This window comes from Thermomonospora curvata DSM 43183, assembly GCF_000024385.1.
GTDB classification, from domain to species: domain Bacteria; phylum Actinomycetota; class Actinomycetes; order Streptosporangiales; family Streptosporangiaceae; genus Thermomonospora; species Thermomonospora curvata.
Genome location: NC_013510.1, coordinates 4683587 through 4700157, shown reverse-complemented (window position 1 = coordinate 4700157; position 16571 = coordinate 4683587). Strand labels below are relative to the sequence as shown.

The window sequence follows — 16571 nt, the reverse complement described above, 5'->3', positions numbered from 1 at the left end:
AACATCAGGAACTGTCCGGCGCTTCCCATAGGGAACCGGCGAAACGCCGTACCGCCGCCTCGACCTCCTCCCGGGTGGCCTGCACCTCCTTGCCGCTGAGGATGAGCATCCAGCCGGTCTGCTTGCCGCCGGCGTCCCGTTCCCACCGGTAGAAGATGGGCGGCTGCGCGTCGGGCACGAACCGCATCAGCAGCCCCCAGGAGTCTTTCGGCGCCCCCAGCGCGTCGTGGTAGTGGCGGACCTGGAGCTGTCCGATCCGCTCCCAGGGGTAGAAGTCGGTGTGTTTGAAGCGCTTGCCGTAGATCTGGGTGATCCCCGTCTGGTCAATGACGTTTTCGGTCGGCCCGAGGGAGGCCCTTATCGAGGGAGGGCTCAACATGAACACGCCGCAGAGGGCCAGCAGCCCGCCCACGCAGGCCGCGAGCAGCACGAACACCGTCTTCAGCGCCCCCCGCCACCCGGTTGTCTCCACCCAGTCCAGGCCGATCGCTGAGGGCACCAGGGGCGCGAATTCCTTCAGCAGGAATGCCCCGATCCCGACGAGAAGCAGATAGAACAAGCACTCCCCGAGGGTGTATGCGACGTTCCGCCTGATGTGGGGGAAGCGGGCCTCGCCCGGCTGCCCGGTCCCCTGGGGGAGACGGACCTGGTCCGGGGCGACGGTGGAGGCCGGCGGCTGCGTGGGCGTCCCCTCTGCGGATGCGGGCCGGGACCGCTCGGGGAGCCGTACGGTCTCGGCGTCGGCCTCGCCCGCGGGCAGGGCCAGCCTGCTCAGCAGCTCCTCGGCGGTGGGGCGGCGGGCGGGGTCCTTGTCCAGGCACTCGGCGACCACCTCCCGCACCCAGCCGGGAAGCCCGTCGAGTTGCGGCTCTTGGTAGACGATCCGGTAAAGCAGGACGTGGGCGGGTCCCTTGCCGAAGGGAGCGACGCCGGCGGCGCGCGACAGCACCGTCCCGAACGCGAACACGTCGGCGGGCGGGCCGACCTGATCCCCGGTGATCTGCTCGGGCGCCATGAAGCCGGGCGTGCCGACCGTGCCGCCGGTGCGGGTGAGCGTGGTGCCGTCCAGGGCGCGGGCGATGCCGAAGTCGATGACGCGCGGCCCGTCCTCGGCCAGCAGGATGTTGGACGGCTTGAAGTCGCGGTGCACCAGCCCGGCCCGGTGAATGGCCTCCAGGGCCTCGGCCAGCCCGGCGGCCAGGCCGCGCAGCGCCTCCTCGGGCAGCGCCCCGTGCTCGGTGAGCACCTTCGCCAGCGACGGCCCGGGCACGTAGGCGGTGACCAGCCAGGGCGGGTCGCCGTCCGGGTCGGCGTCCACCACGGGGGCGGTGTGGAACCCGCCGACCCGGCGCGCCGCCGCCACTTCGGCGGCGAACCGCCGCCGGAACTCGGCGTCGGCCGCCAGCTCCGGCCGGATCACCTTGACGGCCACCGCCCGCCCGCCGGGCGAACGTCCCAAGAAGACCCGGCCCATCCCGCCGGCGCCCAGCCTGGCCTCCAGCCGGTACCGGCCGACCATCTGCGGATCGGTGCTCGCCAGAGCCTCCACGCGGCTCGTACCTCCAACCGTGGTGTCGGGCGGGGCGAACCCCGTTCTATCGCGGCCTCGCCGCCGCTGTCATCGCCACCGGCCGCGGGCCCGCGGCCGGTGGCGGGAAGGCGCCGGACCGACTTTGGTTACCGGCGGGTAGCATTCGCGGTATGAGTGCCGATTTTCCCGCGTACGCCCCGTCGGAGGAGCATGAGTTGCTGCGGCGGACGGTGCGTGAGCTGGCTGAGACCAAGATCGCTCCGTATGCCGCGCAGGTGGATGAGAGCGGCGCCTTTCCGCAGGAGGCGTTGGATGCGCTGGTGGCGGCGGAGTTGCATGCGGTGCACATCCCGGAGGCTTATGGGGGTGCCGGGGCCGATGCGCTGGCCACGGTGATCGTGATCGAGGAGGTGGCGCGGGTGTGCGCCTCTTCGTCGTTGATCCCGGCGGTCAACAAGCTGGGCACGATGCCGTTGCTGCTGGCCGGTTCTGAGGAGCTGAAGCGGCGGTATCTGGCGCCGGTGGCGCGGGGGGAGGCGATGTTCTCCTATGCGCTGTCGGAGCCGGAGGCCGGGTCGGATGCGGCCTCGATGAAGACCCGGGCGGTGCGTGATGGGGATGCCTGGGTGCTCAACGGGGTGAAGATGTGGATCACCAATGCGGGGGTGTCGCAGTACTACACGGTGATGGCGGTCACCGATCCGGGTAAGGGGGCGCGGGGGATCTCGGCGTTCGTGGTGGACAAGGACGATGAGGGGGTGTCGTTCGGGCCGCCGGAGCGCAAGCTGGGGATCAAGGGGTCGCCCACCCGTCAGGTGATCTTGGAGGATGTGCGGGTGCCGGCCGAGCGGATGATCGGGGCGGAGGGCACCGGGTTCAAGACGGCGTTGGCGACGTTGGATCACACGCGGATCACCATTGCCGCCCAGGCGTTGGGGATTGCGCAGGGGGCGTTGGATTATGCGCTGGGGTATGTGAAGGAGCGTCGTCAGTTCGGTCGGCCGGTCGCTGATTTTCAGGGTGTGCAGTTCATGCTGGCCGATATGGCGATGCAGATCGAGGCGGCGCGGCAGTTGACTTATCATGCGGCGGTCAAGTCTGAGCGGGTGATGCGTGGGGAGAGTGTGCCGGATCTGACCTTTGTGTCCTCGGCGTGTAAGTGTTTGGCGTCGGATGTGGCGATGAAGGTGACCACGGATGCGGTGCAGTTGCTGGGTGGGTATGGGTATACGCGGGATTTCCCGGTGGAGCGGATGATGCGGGATGCGAAGATCACGCAGATTTATGAGGGGACGAATCAGATTCAGCGGATGGTGATGGCCCGCCAACTGCTGAAGAAGTAGCCGACCGCTGAAACGGGCGTCCACCCGGGGCCCCGGCCGGCACCACCGGCCGGGGCCGCCGTCGTGATCGTCACTTGCACAGCTTCTGCGAGGCCGTGCTCACCTGAGGGCCGGTGTCCTCATCGGACGGCGCGCCGGGCAGTGAGGCGATCTTGACCTTCTTGGCGCCCTTCCAGTCGGAACCCACGATGACCTGGATGGTGTCGCCGAGGGACGGAACCTTCTTGAGACGGGCGCCGGGGATGGCGGCGGCCAGCGTCTTGGCGGCGTCCACATTGGCCGACCCGTAGTGGATCTGGGTGGTGCGCAGGCCGGTGCGGGCCACCCCGGGCGGCACCGAGGTGCCGAAACCCACCCGGCGCAGGTCGCCGGCGGCCCTGGCGGCCAGACCGGGGGTGCCCACGCCGTTGCGGACCACCACGTTGATGTCACGGGGCTGCACGGTGGGAGCGTCGGGGTCCACGGTGGGCGAGGGAGAGGCCGGCTTGGGCGAGGGAGGATCGAACGGCTGATCCCGCCGGATCTTGGCGAACACCTCTTCGGCCTTCTCCCGGTCCCACAGCACGGTGGACTGGGGCGCCGACCCGTTGATCGGCGTCATGTAATTCTCGCTCTTGAGCGGGATCTTGACGAAGGTGACGTTGTCGGTGGACAGGTCCTTCATCTGATCGGCCAGGGCGGGCAGGTTCTTGGCCAGCTTCTCGTCCACCCGCAGCGTCTTCAACGCGGCATTGAGGAACCGGGTGGACTTGACCGGATCGCTGAGGGTCTTGGTGTTGAGCGCCTGCTTGAGCAGGGAGGCCATGAACTGCTGCTGGCGCTCGATGCGGCCCAGGTCGCTGCCGTTGCCGATGCTGTAGCGGGCCCGGGCGAAGGCCAGCGCCTGCAGCCCGTTGACGTGGGTGGTGCCGGCGGGCAGCTTCAGCCCGCTCTTTTTGTCGTAAACGGCCTTCTCCACGCACACGTCCACGCCGCCGATGGCGTCCACCATGTTCACGAAGCCGTAGAAATTGACCTCGATGTAGTGGTCGATGGGCACGCCGGTGGCCCGTTTGACGGTGGCCACCGTCAGATCCGGCCCGCCGTACTGGTAGGCCCAGGTCAGCTTGCCGTAGCGGGCGGGGATCGGCGTCCCCTTGGGGCCCTCGGAGCCGTTGGAGCGGTGCGCCGGGATGATCACCAGCGAGTCGCGCGGCAGGCTCACCACCGAGATCCGGTCGTGGTCGCGCGAGATGTGCACCAGCATCATCGTGTCGGAGCGCTCGCCCTCGGCCCGGCCCAGCCGGGCCGCCTTCTGCTGCTCGGGCGTCAGCCCGTCCCGGCGGTCCACGCCCGCCACCAGGATCGTCATCGCCCCCTTGGGGCCGCCGCCGTCGCCGAGCCCGCCGACCCGCACCTTGTCCAGGGCGCCGGTCACATAGTTCTGGAACCCCCAGGCCCCCCCGGAGGTCACCAGCACGAGCGCCGACATCGCGCCCACGGTCATCAGGAACCGGCGCTGCCGCCGGGCGCCGGCGGCCGAACGGTGGCTCATCGAGCGGCGGGGCCGGCGCGGGCCGCCGCCGGCGGCCTCCACGGTCACCCTGGGCGCCGGCACCCCGTCCACCGTGACCCCCTCGCCGGGCCGTTCGGGGACGGTGCCCTCCTCCGGGCCGGTCGGGCTTTCCGGACGGGGGCGGAAGTAGCGCTCGATCGGATCGGAGTCGCCTACGTCCGGCATGGCCAGTGCCCCCTCGTCCGTGCGTTTCCTGCCGCGGATGTCCCCACCCTAAAGTGGTGGACACCGCTGCGTTCGCTACCTCCACTCCGTGTCGTTGGAGTAACGTGGCGCCGAATTGACCTCTCCCGGCGAGGGGCCGGATGATCGGACGCATCGCCCGACCCTTCGGCCCGACCGCCGGCCGGCCCCGCAGGAGGACTCCGATCGAGGTCTTACACCGGATCTGTCCGGCCGTGTCGGCCACCAGGCCGCCACAGGTCCGTCTCGGCGGCCCACTGAGCCCTTTCGGCACGCGGGCTCAGCGGTTCGGGGAACGGGGGCCCGGCGGTGCCCGGTGCCATGCCGCCCGGGGCGCCGCACCGCGCTCGCCGTGGTGCGCCCGTCCTGAATCGTGCAAACGGCGTGTCGTAAAAGGCTCACCAAGGCGCAGGTTGGCTCAATAGAGAGGTAGCGGCTTTGACCCGGTCGGCAGTGCCGGGTTCGTCCCCGAGAGTGCAGATGAATCCGTCACCCCACGCGCAGAGCGCCGAAGCAGCACATCGCACCTGGCCGGCGGTGTCGGTGGTGATGCCGGTGCTCAACGAAGAGCGGCACCTGGCCGATGCGGTCCGGGCGATCCTCAACCAGGACTACCCGGGCGAGATGGAACTGGTGCTGGCCGTCGGCCCGTCCCGGGACCGCACCGAGGAGATCGCCCAGAAGCTGGCCGCCGAGGACCCCCGGATCATCGTGGTGCCCAACCCCAGCGGACGCACCCCGCAGGGGCTCAACATCGCCATCAAGGCGTCGCAGTACTCCATCGTGGTCCGGGTGGACGGGCACTCCCTGCTGCCCCCCGACTACGTGCGGGCCGCGGTGGAGACCATGGAGGAGACCGGCGCCGACAACGTCGGCGGGCTGATGGCCGCCGAGGGCGTCACCCCGTTCGAAAAGGCCGTGGCCCGCGCCATGACCTCCAAGATCGGCGTCGGCTCGGCCCGGTTCCACACCGGCGGCGAGGCCGGCGAGGTCGAGACCGTCTACCTGGGCACCTTCCGGCGCAGCGCGCTGGAGCGGGTGGGCGGCTACGACGAGACGTTCGTGCGCGCCCAGGACTGGGAGATGAACCACCGCATCCGCAAGACCGGCGGGATCGTGTGGTTCACCCCCCGGATGCGGGTCACCTACCGGCCCCGGCCCGACCTGAAGTCGCTGGCCAAGCAGTACTTCCACACCGGGCGCTGGCGCCGGGTGGTCGGCCGCGAGCACCAGGGCACGCTCAACATGCGCTACCTGGCGCCGCCGCTGGCGGTGCTGGGAATGGCCGCCGGGACGGTGCTGGGGCTGCTGGGCTTTTGGCCGGGCTGGCTGCTGCCCGGCGGCTACGTCGCGGTGATCATGGTCGGGGGCAGCCTGGTCACCGGCCGCGGCCTGCCGCTGAAGTCCTGGCTGTGGCTGCCGCTGGTGTACGCGACCATGCACATCTCCTGGGGAGTGGGCTTTTTGACCAGTCCGCGGGGACTCGGCCAGAACCGGCCGGCCAAGGACTGACCCCGCGGCAGAGCCGGGCGCGCAGGGGCGTTCTGCGCTGACCCCAGGGCCGGGAGGCGGCCGATCCGGTGCCGGCACCGGGATCGGCCGCGGTCGTCCACGGCGTGCACCGCATGGGCTTCACCGGCTTTCTCGCAGGAATGACTTCGGCCTGCTGAAGAGAACCGGTCGCGGCAGCGCCGGTGCCGGCCCGCCGGTGGGCTCGCCGCCGTCGGCGTGGCCTTCACGCCGGCGAATCGGCCGCACCCCTGCGCCGCACGGCCCCTGCGCTCCGCCGCCTTCCGTGCCGCCGGGCCAGGGGATCGTGCCCGGTGTGATCGGCGCGGGTCGGCCCGCGCCGCAACCTTCGCCCGCCCCTTCCCGAGAGCGGGACCAGGACGAGGAAGCCGGGGAGTGGACGCGGCCCTGCAGAGAACCCCTTTCCCCGAACGTTCTCAAGGTTCCTCAGGCGCTCTCAGCGGCCTGCGAGGCCTCTTCCGCGGGCTCGTCCCCCGTGCCGGACAGCGCCGCGATGACCCCCGGCACGTCGTTGACGACCAGCGCGTCCACCCCGGCGGCGGCGTAGTCGGGCGCCTCCTCGGCCGAGGGGCACCAGGCCAGCACCTCCAGCCCCGCCTTATGCGCCACGTCCACGCTGTGCTCCAGCGGGCGCAGCCGGGGGTCGGGAGCGGCCAGCCCGCACGAGCCGGTGTGCACCCCCACCGCCTCCAGCCCGAGCCCCGCGGCGGCCGCGATGGCATGCCACAGCGGGAACCGCAGCCAGGTCAGCAGCCCCATCGGCACCCCGGCCACCTCCTCGCGCAGCCCCAGCAGCAGGGACGGGTCGAAGGAGGTCACCATCAACGGCCGCCGCCGCGCCTCCGCCCGCAGCAGCGGCGCCAGCAGCGCCCCGGTGCGCCGGGCCGGGGGATCGACGGCGTCCTCCAGCACGGTCTTGACGTCGATGTCCAGCGCCACCTCCGGCGGCAGCGCGTCGAACACCTCCACCAGGCGCGGCAGCCCCGACTCCGCGGCGGTGCGCTCCACCAGGAACGCCCCGTCGGTGCCGGTCGGGTCGTGCCGCAGCACCAGCTCGTCATCGGCGGTGCGGGTCACGTCGATCTCGACCCAGGACGCCCCGGCGCGCACCGCCCCCAGGATCGACTCCAGGGTGTTCTCGGCGACCGCCTCGGCCGAGCCGGGCAGCAGCACCTCACCGGACCCGGCGCCGCGATGGCCGATCACCACCGGCCGGTCGGTATCGAAGATCACTGGTTCTCCTCGGGGGATCGGGGGGATGCGGCCAGGTGCTCGGCGAGCACCAGATCCAGCGGGTGGGTGACCTTCAGGTTGCGCTCATCGCCGTCCACCACCCGGATCGGCACCTGCGGCAGGTAGCGGTGCACCACGCCGCAGTCGTCGGTGGCGGCGAAGTCCGGGTCGGCCGCGGCCGCCTCATAAGCCTTGCGCAGCACGCCCAGCCGGAAGCCCTGGGGGGTCTGGAAGCGGGACAGCGTGTGGCGCGGCGGCATCGACTCCACCAGCCCGTCCCGCACCGCCACGATGGTGTCGGTGGCGGGCACGCCGACCGCCACGGCCTGGTGCTCTTCCAGCGCGGCCAGGCAGCGGTCGATCACCTCGCCGGGCAGGAACGGACGCGCGGCGTCGTGCAGCAGCACCCGCGTCTCCTCCGGCTCGTCGGCCAGCGCGGCCAGCGCCGCCAGGGTCGACTCGCTGCGGGTGGCGCCGCCCTCGATGATCTGCGACACCTTGCCGCCGGCGCGGCCCGTCCGGTACGGCGCCAGCAGCTCGGCGGCCGCGGCCACATGCCCGCGCGCCATCACCACGAGGATCCGGTCGATGCCCCGGTGACCGGCGAAGGCGGCGACCGCGTGCTCCAGGATCGGCCGGCCGCCCACCTCCAGCAGCTGTTTGGGGGCGGCCGCGCCCAGTCGCCGCCCGGTGCCGCCGGCCAGAACAACCGCAATCGTCGTCACTGTCACCTCATGCCTCGTGTGGCCCTTTGCAGTGGTCGGCAGCCGCTACGCTGACCTATCCGAACCCCCGTCTTCCGACGCTGCTGGAAGGTGCCGATGACCGTGGCGTTGGTGCTCGCGACCGATCCCGTCGCGGACCTGCCATATGAGAGCGGCCCCAACGCTCCGACCCTCCTGCAGCGGCTGCTCGGCCAGTTCGCTTCGCTCAACGTACCGGACGTGCGGGTGCTGGCCCGTCCGGAGGCGGCGGCACTGCTGCGCAAGGTCCGCGACACCGGCGGCCTGCCGGCCTCGGAGATCATCGACTCCGACTCCCCGGCGGCGGACCTGCGCGTCATCGCCGAGCTGGCGCGCGGCGCGGTGGAGCCGCTGCTGGTGCTGCCGGCCGGCACGGTGGCCAGCGGGGAACTGCTGGCCAGGCTGATCGCCACGCGGACGGGCGTGGCCGCGGCGGTGACCGCGCCGCCGGATGAGGCCGGCCCGGATGCGCCCCCGCTGCGGGTCGGCGGCGGCCGGATCGTCTCGGCCGGGACGGCCTTCCACCAGGTCACCGCCCCCAACCGGGTCTTTTGCGGGGCGTTGTGGGTCGCGCCGGCCCGCCGCATCACGCTGGCCCGCGTCGCCGACCGGCTGGCCGCCCTGCTGGAGACCCCCGACGCCCTGCCCGGCGCGGCCGCCTCCCCGCTGCCGGCGCTGCTGCTGGTGGGGCTGGTCCGCGAGGGGGTGACGGTGACGCCGCTGCAGGCCCCGCCGCTGGTGTGCGCCCAGGTGCGCGACGCCGAGCAGGTGCGGGCCGCCCGCGCCGCGGTGGAGGCGATCGACGAGGACCGGGTGCGGCTGGACGCCGCGGTCAAAAGCAACGACGGCTTCTTCACCACCTTCGCCGTCAGCACCTACTCGCGTCACATCGCCCGCCTGGCGGCCCGGATCGGGGCGACCCCCAACATGGTGACCTCGCTGTCCATGGCGATCGCGGTGGGCGCGGCGGTGTGCTTTGCGACGGGCACCCGCGCGGGGATGGTCGCCGGGGCGGTGCTGTACTACTTCGCGTTCGTCTTCGACTGCGTGGACGGGCAGCTGGCCCGCTACACCCGCAAGTTCAGCACCTTCGGCGCCTGGCTGGACGCCACCTTCGACCGTGCCAAGGAGTACACCGTCTTCGTCGGGCTGGCGGTCGGCTCCACCGCCGCCGCGGCCGGCAGCTCGGTGCACGGCGGGGACGTGTGGGCGCTGGCGGTGGCCGCGATGGTCGTGCAGACCTGCCGCCACATGATCGACTTTTCTTTCGGCGCCGCCCGGGCGGCCCGCCGGCAGGCCGCCCCCGCGCCGCCGGTGATCCCGCTCACCTCGCCCGGCGACGGCCTGACCCCGCCCGCCGCGGCCCCCCGGCCCACCGGCCCGCTGGGACTGGCGCGGCGGGTGATGGCGCGGACCCGTTCCGGCCCGGCCTACTGGGCCAAGAAGATGATCGTTTTCCCGATCGGCGAGCGTTTCGCGGTGGTGTCGGTCACCGCCGCGCTGTGGAACGCCCGGGTGACCTTCATCGCGCTCCTGGCCTGGGGCGCGGTGGCGGCCGCCTACACCCTGACCGGACGGATGCTGAGGTCGCTGACCCGATGACGATCCCCTTCACCGAGGCCCGGCCCGCCGCGCCCGTGGCCGCCCCTCCCGGACGCCTGCAGGCCTACCGGGACGACGGCCCCCTCTGCACGGCCATCGGGCAGCTGACGCTGGGCCGGATGGTCCCGCTGCCGGGCACCGTGCTGGCCGCGATCACCACGGCGGCGCTGCTGGCGGTCACCGGGGCCGAGGAGCGCGCCATCCCGCTGCTGTACGCACCGGTGGTGGCGCTGCTGCTGATCGGCCCCTCGGCGGCCCACCGGCATAACGGGCGGATTGACTGGATCGTCCCGACCATCATCCGTGGTATCGAGTATGGTTACCTGGCCGTCTTGGGATTCGCGCAGGACGTCTCGGCACCGCTGATCTACGCTCTGCTGGCCGTCCTCGCCTATCACCACTACGACACCGTCTACCGCACCCGTCAGCGGCTGTGGCCGCACCGCCGGGTCTTCCAGGCCGGGCTCGGCTGGGAGGGCCGGATGCTCGTGGCGGCGTTCGCGGGCCTGTACGGGCAGCTGGCGGCCGCTTACGCGGTGCTGACCGGCTACCTGGGCCTGCTGTTCGTCGTGGAGAGCGTGGTCGCCTGGGTGCGGGCGAGCCGGGGCGGCGGTGGCGTGCAGGTGGACTTGGAGGAAGAGGCGGAAGCCGCCCCCCAGGACCGGGCGGAGGAGTCCAAAGTGAACGCTGATGGAGGCACGGCATGATCGGGATGGTGCTCGCGGCGGGCGCGGGCCGGAGGCTGCGGCCTTACACGGACACTCTGCCCAAGGCCCTGGTACCGGTGGACGGCCAGACCACCATCCTCGACATCGCCCTGGGCAACCTGGCCGAGGTCGGGCTGACCGACGTGGTCATCGTGGTCGGCTACTGCGCCGAGGCCGTGGCCGCGCGCAAGGCGGCGCTGGAGGAGCGGTATGGCGTGTCCATCACCCTCGTCCACAACGACAAGGCCGAGGAGTGGAACAACGCCTACTCCATGTGGCTGGCCCGGGAGCACTTCTCCAAGGGCGTCCTCATGGTCAACGGCGACACCGTCCACCCGGTGAGCGTCGAGAAGACCCTGCTGGCCGCCCGGGGGCCGGAGATCGTCCTGGCCGTGGACAACGTGAAGAAGCTCGCCGACGAGGAGATGAAGGTCACCCTCGACGCCGACGGCAACCTGGCGCGCATCACCAAGCAGATGGACCCGGCCCAGGCCTACGGCGAGTACATCGGCGCCACGCTGATCGAGCCGTCGGCGGCCGAGAAGCTGGCCGACGCGCTCAAGGCCACCTGGGAGGCCAACCCCGACCTGTACTACGAGGACGGCTACCAGGAGCTGGTCAACCGGGGCGGCAAGATCGCCGTCGCCCCGATCGGCGCGGTGGAGTGGGTCGAGGTCGACGACCACAACGACCTGGAGAAGGCTCGCCGGATCGCCAAGGGGTACTGAATCCATGCCACAGCTGATGCGGTCGCTGCCGGCGCCGCTGTCGGTGGAGGTGCGCCGGGGCGCGGTGGCGGCGTTGGGAGAACTGCTGGCCGACCGGCGGATCGCCACCGAGGGACGGGTGGCCATCGCGGTGGGGCCCGGCCAGGGCGATGCGATCGCCGAGCAGGTCCGGCCGTCGCTGAAGTCCTGCGAGGTCTTCCACGTGGCGGGCGGCACCGTGGAGGCGGCGGTGGAGCTGTCGGCCAAGCTGCGCTCGGGCTGGTACGAGGCGGTGGTGGGCATCGGCGGCGGGCAGACCATCGACGCCACCAAGTACGCCGCCACGCTGACCGGCATCCCGATGGTGTCGGTCGCCACCAATTTGGCCCACGACGGCATCTGCTCGCCGGTGGCCTCGCTGCGGCACGACAAGGGCAAGGGCTCCTTCGGCGTGGCGATGCCGCTGGCCATGATCGTGGACCTGGACTACGTGCGGGCCGCGCCCGAACGCATGGTGCGCGCCGGGATCGGCGATGTGATCGCCAACTTCTCGGCGGTGGACGACTGGCTGCTGGCGGCCGAGGACTGCGGCGAGCCGGTGGACCGGCTGGCGCTCACGCTGGCCCGCACCGCCGCCGAGGCGCTGCTGTTCCAGCGGGAGTCGATCGAGTCCGACCGGTTCTTGACGGTGCTGGCCGAAGGGCTGGTGCTGTCGGGCATGGCGATGGCCTTCGCCGGCTCCTCCCGCCCGGCCAGCGGCGGCGACCATGAGATCCTGCACGCCATCGACCAGCTCTTCCCCGGCACCGCCAACCACGGGGAGCTGGCCGGGATCGGCGCGGCCTTCTGCTACTTCCTGCGCGAGCGTTTCCTGGGCGAACGCAACGGGCGGCTGGCGGAGATCATCGAGTGCCTGGACCGGCACGGCCTGCCCAAGCTGCCCGGCGACATCGGGCTGACCGAAGAGCAGTTCGCCGAGGCCGTGGTGTACGCCCCGCAGACCCGCCCCGGCCGCTACACGATCCTGGAACGGCTCAACCTGGACCACGACGCGGCGTTGAAGTCGGTAGGCGAGTATGTCCGCTCCTACGGAGGCTGAAGTACGGTCCCGGCGCACCGCCACGGTCGCCGACGTTCGCGCGCACGGGCAGCCGCCGGGGCTCAAGGAGCGCCGCAACGAGGAGCACTGGGCGGGGCGGCTGTACATGCGGTCGCTGTCGCCGTACGTGTCGTGGGCGGCGCTGCGGATGGGGTTCAGCCCCAACCACCTGACCTACCTGATGATGCTGGTCGGCGTCGCGGCCGGTGTGGTGGTCTCGCTGCCGGGCCACCCGTTGTGGGCGGCGCTGGCCGGGGCGCTGCTGGTGCAGGTCTACCTGCTGCTGGACTGCGTGGACGGGGAGGTCGCCCGCTATCTGCAGCGGACCTCGGCGACCGGCGTCTACCTGGACCGCATCGGCCACTACCTGGCGGAGGCGGCGCTGCTGGTGGGGCTGGGCGCCCGCGCCCAGGGCGAGTGGGCCTCCGGCGGCTACCTGGAGCTGGGGCTGGTCGCCGCGCTGGGCGCCGTGCTGATCAAGGCCGAGACCGACAATGTGGTGGTGGCCCGCGCCAAGAGCGGGCTGCCGGTCGTCCCGGCACTGGGGGAGCGGGCGCTGCGGCCCCGCTCCACCGGGCTGGCGCTGGCCCGCCAGGCGGCCTCGGCGGCGGGCGTGCACCGCATCATCGGCGCGGTGGAGCTGTCGCTGCTGATCGCGCTGACCGGGGTGCTGGACGTGCTGATCGGCGGGCACACCCCGGTGACCACCCGGGTGCTGACCGGGCTGGTCGCGGCGGTGGCCGTGGTGCAGACCCTGCTGCACCTGATCAGCGTGGTCGCCTCCCGGCGGCTGCGCTGAGGCGGTGCGGGAGGCCGGTGAGCGGCGAGTTGCGGCAAGCCGCCCGCGACGCGGCGGGCAAGTGAAAGACTGCAGCCGGACGCAGATGCGGGAGGGGCTGTTGAGCGAGCTGAGAACGCACGGCGGCGCGGGGACCGGGCTGCGGCCGGAGGAGACGATGCGCTTTTCGGTCGTGGTGCTGACGATGGGCAACCGGCCCGCCGAACTGGCGCGGGCGCTGCGCAGCGCCCTGGACCAAAAGGACGTCGACGTCGAGGTCGTCTTGGTCGGCAACGGCGTGCCCGCCGACTGGACGCCCGGCGACGATGCGGTCTTCGCCGACCCGCGCGTCACGATCGTCCGGCTGCCGGAGAACGTCGGCATCCCGGCCGGCCGCAACCGGGGGGTGGCCGAGGCCACCGGGGACATCGTGCTGTTCTTGGACGACGACGGCTGGTACGCCTCCGACCGGCTCGGCCTGCACCTGCGGGACCGCTTCGCCGCCGACCCGTCGCTGGGCATCGTCTCCTTCCGCATCCGCGACCCCGAGGGCGGCCCGGGCGAGCGGCGGCACGTGCCGCGGCTGCGCGCCGGGGACCCCGAACGCTCCTCGGAGGTCACCACGTTCCTGGGCGGGGCGTGCGCGGTGCGCCGCTCGGCCTTCGAGGCGGCCGGCGGGCTGCCGGAGGAGTTCTTCTACGCCCACGAGGAGACCGACCTGGCCTGGCGGGCCCTGGATGCCGGGTACCGGATCTTCTACGACGCCGAGGCGGTGATGTTCCACCCGGCGGTGCAGCCGACCCGGCACGCGATGTTCTACCGCTACAACGCCCGCAACCGGGTGTGGCTGGCCCGCCGCAACCTGCCGTGGCCGCTGGCGCTGGCCTACTGCGCGGTGTGGGTGGCCATGACGGTGCTGCGCGAGCGCCGCCCGGCCGCCCTCAAGCCCTGGTTCAAGGGCTTCCTGGAGGGCTGGCGCACGCCCGCCGGGCCGCGCCGTCCCATCTCCTGGCGCACCGCCTGGCGGATGACCCGCACCGGGCGGCCGCCCATCATCTAACGGGCGCTCTCCCCGCCGGCGAGCCGGCGCCGCCAGACGGGGTCGGCGGTCAGCACGGTCAGGCGCTGGGTGGCGCGGGAGACCGCCACGTACAGCACCCGCAGGCCGCGCGGGGACTGGGCGGCGATGGTCTCCGGGGCGCAGATGACCGCGGCGTCGAACTCCAGGCCCTTGGCCTCCAGCACGTCCAGGACCTGAACCCGCTCGGGGAAGCCGGCGCTCAGGGCGCGGCGGTCCGATTCGCCCCAGGCGTCGCCGGGCAGCGGGACGATGACGCCGATGGTGCCCTCCACCTGCTCCAGCAGGGTCCGCACGGCCCGCCGGGCGGCGGCCTGCAGCTCCTCTTCGGGGACCAGGTCGATGACGGGCCGGTGCCCGGAGGAGCGGACCGCGCGGGCCGGGCGCGCCTCCGGCAGCGCCAGCCGCAGCACCCGGGCGGACACCGCGGCGATCTCGGTGGTGTTGCGGTAGTTGGTGGTCAGCTCGTACTCGTGGCGGGGGCGGCGCCGCGGCCTGCGGCTCCGGCCGCGGCGGGCGGCCGGGCCGTCCAGGGCGGCCTCCATCGCCTTGCGGGCCTCTTCCAGGTCCTCCCAGGCGCTCTGGGCGGGGTCCTCGACGATCGTCCAGGTGGCCTGGCGGCCCCGGCGGCCGAGCATGCGCCACTGCATGGGGGACAGGTCCTGGGCCTCGTCCACCACGATGTGGGCGTACTCGGGGCGGACGTCGGCGACCTCGTCGTCCACGCGGCGGGCGCGCTCCAGCCGCTCGATGGTGGTGGTCAGCTCCTGCAGCCCCGGCTCCCAGTCCTCGTCGGCGACCACTTCGCCGGTGAGGATGTCGATCCCGTCCACCACGTAGGGGTCCTCTTCGCGGGCCGTGGCGCGCGAGGGCTGCGGCGGCGGGCCGAGCAGCGCGTCGATCTCGTCCAGCAGCGCGATGTCCTGGTAGCTGAGGGTGGGGGGATCGCCCGCCAGGGCCCGCCGCCAGGAGGCGGCCAGCAGCTCCACCTGCGCGCGGTCCAGGTCGCGTCCGGCGGCACGGCGCAGCCGGGCGGCATCGCCCAGGGAGCGCAGCACGTCCAGGGGTCGGCGGATCGGCCACCAGGCGGTCAGGAAGTCGGTGAAGGCCCGCTGCTCGCGCACGTTCTTGACGAACGCCTCCCGGGAGGTGCGGTCGGCGGGGGAGGAGGGCCGGTCCTGCTCATCCAGCGGGGCCAGCCCGCCTTCGGCCAGGATGCCCTCCCACAACGCCAGCTCGCCCTGCACGGGCTCGTCCGGTTCGGGTTCGGTGCCGCCGGTGTGGACGTAGCGTTCCCACAGGGCGTCCAGCAGCGCCTCGGCGACGCGGCGGCGGGAGGCGTTGACGCTGCCCGTGCTGCGCCGGTGCAGCGAGGTGCGGAGCTTGTCGAGCTGGGGACGGCCCAGTTCGACCACCACGCCGCCGTGCACGACGCGCAGCTTGTCGGGGGCGCCGGGGGGATGGTCGGTGACCGCGCGCCGCAGCACCGGCGCCATCGCCGCCGAGCCCTTCAGCGCGGCCAGCTCGGGCGGGTCGTGAACGGTGGCCGACACCCCCTCCACCAGGTCGCCCAGGGAGCGCAGCGTCGCCGAGCCCTCGCCCAGGGACGGCAGCACCCGTTCGATGTAGGCGGTGAAGCGCCGGTTGGGGCCGACCACCAGCACCCCTCGCGAGCCGAACCGGCGGCGGTGCCGAAACAGCAGGTAGGCCACCCGGTGCAGGGCGACGGCGGTCTTGCCGGTGCCGGGGGCGCCGCGCACCAGCACGGTGCCGTCGGCGGGGGCGCGGATCACCTCGTCCTGCTCGCGCTGGATGGTGGCGACGATGTCGCGCATCGTCCCTTCGCGGGTGCGGGCCAGGGAGGCGATGAACGCGCCGTCGCCGACGATGGTGAGCGAGTCGGCGGCCGACGGGTCGAGCAGGTCGTCCTCCAGGTCCACCACGGTGCGCCCGCGGGTGTGCAGCACTCGCCGCCGCACCACGCCCTGGGGGTCTTCGGGGGTGGCGCGGTAGAACGCCTCGGCGGCCGGGGCGCGCCAGTCGATGACCATCGGCTCGTGGTCGCGGGTGCGCACCCCGATCCGGCCGATGTAGCGGGTCTGGCCGTCGGCCAGGTCGAGCCGGCCGAACACCAGCCCGTCGTCGGCGACGTTGAGGGCCTGGACGCGCAGCGCCGCCTGGTACACCATGGCGTCCCGGTCCACCAGGGAGCCCTTGGTGCCGGCCAGCGCCTGCCGGTAGCCCTCCTCGATCATGGCCTGGGCCTCGGCGCGCATCTCCTCCAGCCGGGCGTGCGCCTGGTCGACGCGGCGCTGCTCGACGGCGATCTCGGCGTCCTTGACCGTGGTCGGCCGTCCGGTGACCTGGGACGACGACATGCGGGCTGCTTCCTTTCGCGAAGGCACGAAAGACAAAGCTTACGCGGGTCGCAGCCGGCGGCGGTCATGCCCGGGCGAGCGGGCCGGGCGATCCGGCCCGCTCG

At 72.6% G+C, this 16571-nt stretch carries 13 protein-coding genes; 8 read left to right on the top strand and 5 right to left on the bottom strand.

Features of this window, described 5'->3' with window-relative positions; all coding sequences use genetic code 11:
* Positions 1 to 4: 4 nt before the first annotated feature.
* Positions 5 to 1549, bottom strand: a complete 1545-nt coding sequence (locus tag TCUR_RS27185) for a serine/threonine-protein kinase (RefSeq protein WP_012854427.1) — start codon at positions 1547 to 1549, stop codon at positions 5 to 7.
* Positions 1550 to 1701: 152 nt separating this feature from the next.
* Between TCUR_RS27185 and TCUR_RS20200 the strand changes: the two genes are divergently transcribed.
* The gene (locus TCUR_RS20200; RefSeq protein WP_012852930.1) at positions 1702 to 2874 is read left to right on the top strand and encodes an acyl-CoA dehydrogenase; all 1173 of its coding nucleotides are present in this window, start codon (positions 1702 to 1704) and stop codon (positions 2872 to 2874) included.
* 70 nt (positions 2875 to 2944) lie between these two features.
* On the opposite strand, the gene TCUR_RS20195 is transcribed toward TCUR_RS20200, so the two are convergent.
* Positions 2945 to 4594 carry an LCP family protein gene (locus TCUR_RS20195; protein WP_012854426.1) on the bottom strand — a complete coding sequence of 550 codons (1650 nt, stop codon included), beginning with the start codon at positions 4592 to 4594 and terminating at the stop codon, positions 2945 to 2947.
* A 498-nt stretch (positions 4595 to 5092) separates the two neighbouring features.
* On the opposite strand from TCUR_RS20195, the gene TCUR_RS20190 reads away from it, so the two are divergent.
* The gene (locus TCUR_RS20190; RefSeq protein WP_012854425.1) at positions 5093 to 6124 is read left to right on the top strand and encodes a glycosyltransferase family 2 protein; all 1032 of its coding nucleotides are present in this window, start codon (positions 5093 to 5095) and stop codon (positions 6122 to 6124) included.
* Positions 6125 to 6568: 444 nt separating this feature from the next.
* On the opposite strand, the gene TCUR_RS20185 is transcribed toward TCUR_RS20190, so the two are convergent.
* Both TCUR_RS20185 and ispD read right to left on the bottom strand, forming a co-directional pair.
* Positions 6569 to 7375: a glycerophosphodiester phosphodiesterase gene (locus tag TCUR_RS20185; protein WP_012854424.1), complete on the bottom strand. Its 807-nt coding sequence runs from the start codon at positions 7373 to 7375 to the stop codon at positions 6569 to 6571.
* A complete protein-coding gene (gene ispD / locus TCUR_RS20180) occupies positions 7372 to 8100 on the bottom strand; it encodes a 2-C-methyl-D-erythritol 4-phosphate cytidylyltransferase (protein WP_012854423.1) in 729 nt (242 codons plus the stop codon). The genes TCUR_RS20185 and ispD overlap by 4 nt, the downstream gene beginning before the upstream one ends.
* 96 nt (positions 8101 to 8196) lie before the next feature.
* Between ispD and TCUR_RS28420 the strand changes: the two genes are divergently transcribed.
* The 6 genes from TCUR_RS28420 (at position 8197) to TCUR_RS20150 (ending at position 14071) form a co-directional block, all read left to right on the top strand.
* Positions 8197 to 9720, top strand: coding sequence for a CDP-alcohol phosphatidyltransferase family protein (locus tag TCUR_RS28420; protein WP_012854422.1), 1524 nt, complete (start codon positions 8197 to 8199; stop codon positions 9718 to 9720).
* The gene (locus TCUR_RS28415; RefSeq protein WP_012854421.1) at positions 9717 to 10427 is read left to right on the top strand and encodes a DUF5941 domain-containing protein; all 711 of its coding nucleotides are present in this window, start codon (positions 9717 to 9719) and stop codon (positions 10425 to 10427) included. The genes TCUR_RS28420 and TCUR_RS28415 overlap by 4 nt, the downstream gene beginning before the upstream one ends.
* On the top strand, positions 10424 to 11155 hold the full coding sequence (locus tag TCUR_RS20165; protein WP_012854420.1) for a phosphocholine cytidylyltransferase family protein: 732 nt from the start codon (positions 10424 to 10426) through the stop codon (positions 11153 to 11155). Before TCUR_RS28415 ends, TCUR_RS20165 begins: the two co-directional genes overlap by 4 nt.
* A 4-nt stretch (positions 11156 to 11159) precedes the next feature.
* Entirely contained in the window at positions 11160 to 12233 is a 1074-nt protein-coding gene (locus tag TCUR_RS20160) for an iron-containing alcohol dehydrogenase family protein (protein WP_012854419.1), read from the top strand.
* Positions 12211 to 13032 (top strand): CDP-alcohol phosphatidyltransferase family protein, encoded by an 822-nt coding sequence (locus TCUR_RS20155; protein WP_012854418.1) that lies wholly within the window; start codon positions 12211 to 12213, stop codon positions 13030 to 13032. Before TCUR_RS20160 ends, TCUR_RS20155 begins: the two co-directional genes overlap by 23 nt.
* Positions 13033 to 13189: 157 nt before the next feature.
* Positions 13190 to 14071, top strand: coding sequence for a glycosyltransferase family 2 protein (locus TCUR_RS20150; protein WP_041442487.1), 882 nt, complete (start codon positions 13190 to 13192; stop codon positions 14069 to 14071).
* Here the strand turns inward: TCUR_RS20150 and TCUR_RS20145 are convergent.
* Positions 14068 to 16467, bottom strand: coding sequence for a HelD family protein (locus TCUR_RS20145; RefSeq protein WP_012854416.1), 2400 nt, complete (start codon positions 16465 to 16467; stop codon positions 14068 to 14070). The genes TCUR_RS20150 and TCUR_RS20145 overlap by 4 nt on opposite strands.
* Positions 16468 to 16571 lie beyond the last annotated feature (104 nt).

Bases quoted from the DNA above. Each gene is read 5' to 3' on its own strand.
- TCUR_RS20200 (WP_012852930.1), top strand. From the start codon at position 1,702: ATGAGTGCCGATTTTCCCGCGTACGCCCCGTCGGAGGAGCATGAGTTG.
- TCUR_RS20195 (WP_012854426.1), bottom strand. From the start codon at position 4,594: ATGCCGGACGTAGGCGACTCCGATCCGATCGAGCGCTACTTCCGCCCC.
- TCUR_RS20190 (WP_012854425.1), top strand. From the start codon at position 5,093: ATGAATCCGTCACCCCACGCGCAGAGCGCCGAAGCAGCACATCGCACC.
- TCUR_RS28420 (WP_012854422.1), top strand. From the start codon at position 8,197: ATGACCGTGGCGTTGGTGCTCGCGACCGATCCCGTCGCGGACCTGCCA.
- TCUR_RS28415 (WP_012854421.1), top strand. From the start codon at position 9,717: ATGACGATCCCCTTCACCGAGGCCCGGCCCGCCGCGCCCGTGGCCGCC.
- TCUR_RS20165 (WP_012854420.1), top strand. From the start codon at position 10,424: ATGATCGGGATGGTGCTCGCGGCGGGCGCGGGCCGGAGGCTGCGGCCT.
- TCUR_RS20160 (WP_012854419.1), top strand. From the start codon at position 11,160: ATGCCACAGCTGATGCGGTCGCTGCCGGCGCCGCTGTCGGTGGAGGTG.
- TCUR_RS20155 (WP_012854418.1), top strand. From the start codon at position 12,211: ATGTCCGCTCCTACGGAGGCTGAAGTACGGTCCCGGCGCACCGCCACG.
- TCUR_RS20150 (WP_041442487.1), top strand. From the start codon at position 13,190: ATGCGCTTTTCGGTCGTGGTGCTGACGATGGGCAACCGGCCCGCCGAA.
- TCUR_RS20145 (WP_012854416.1), bottom strand. From the start codon at position 16,467: ATGTCGTCGTCCCAGGTCACCGGACGGCCGACCACGGTCAAGGACGCC.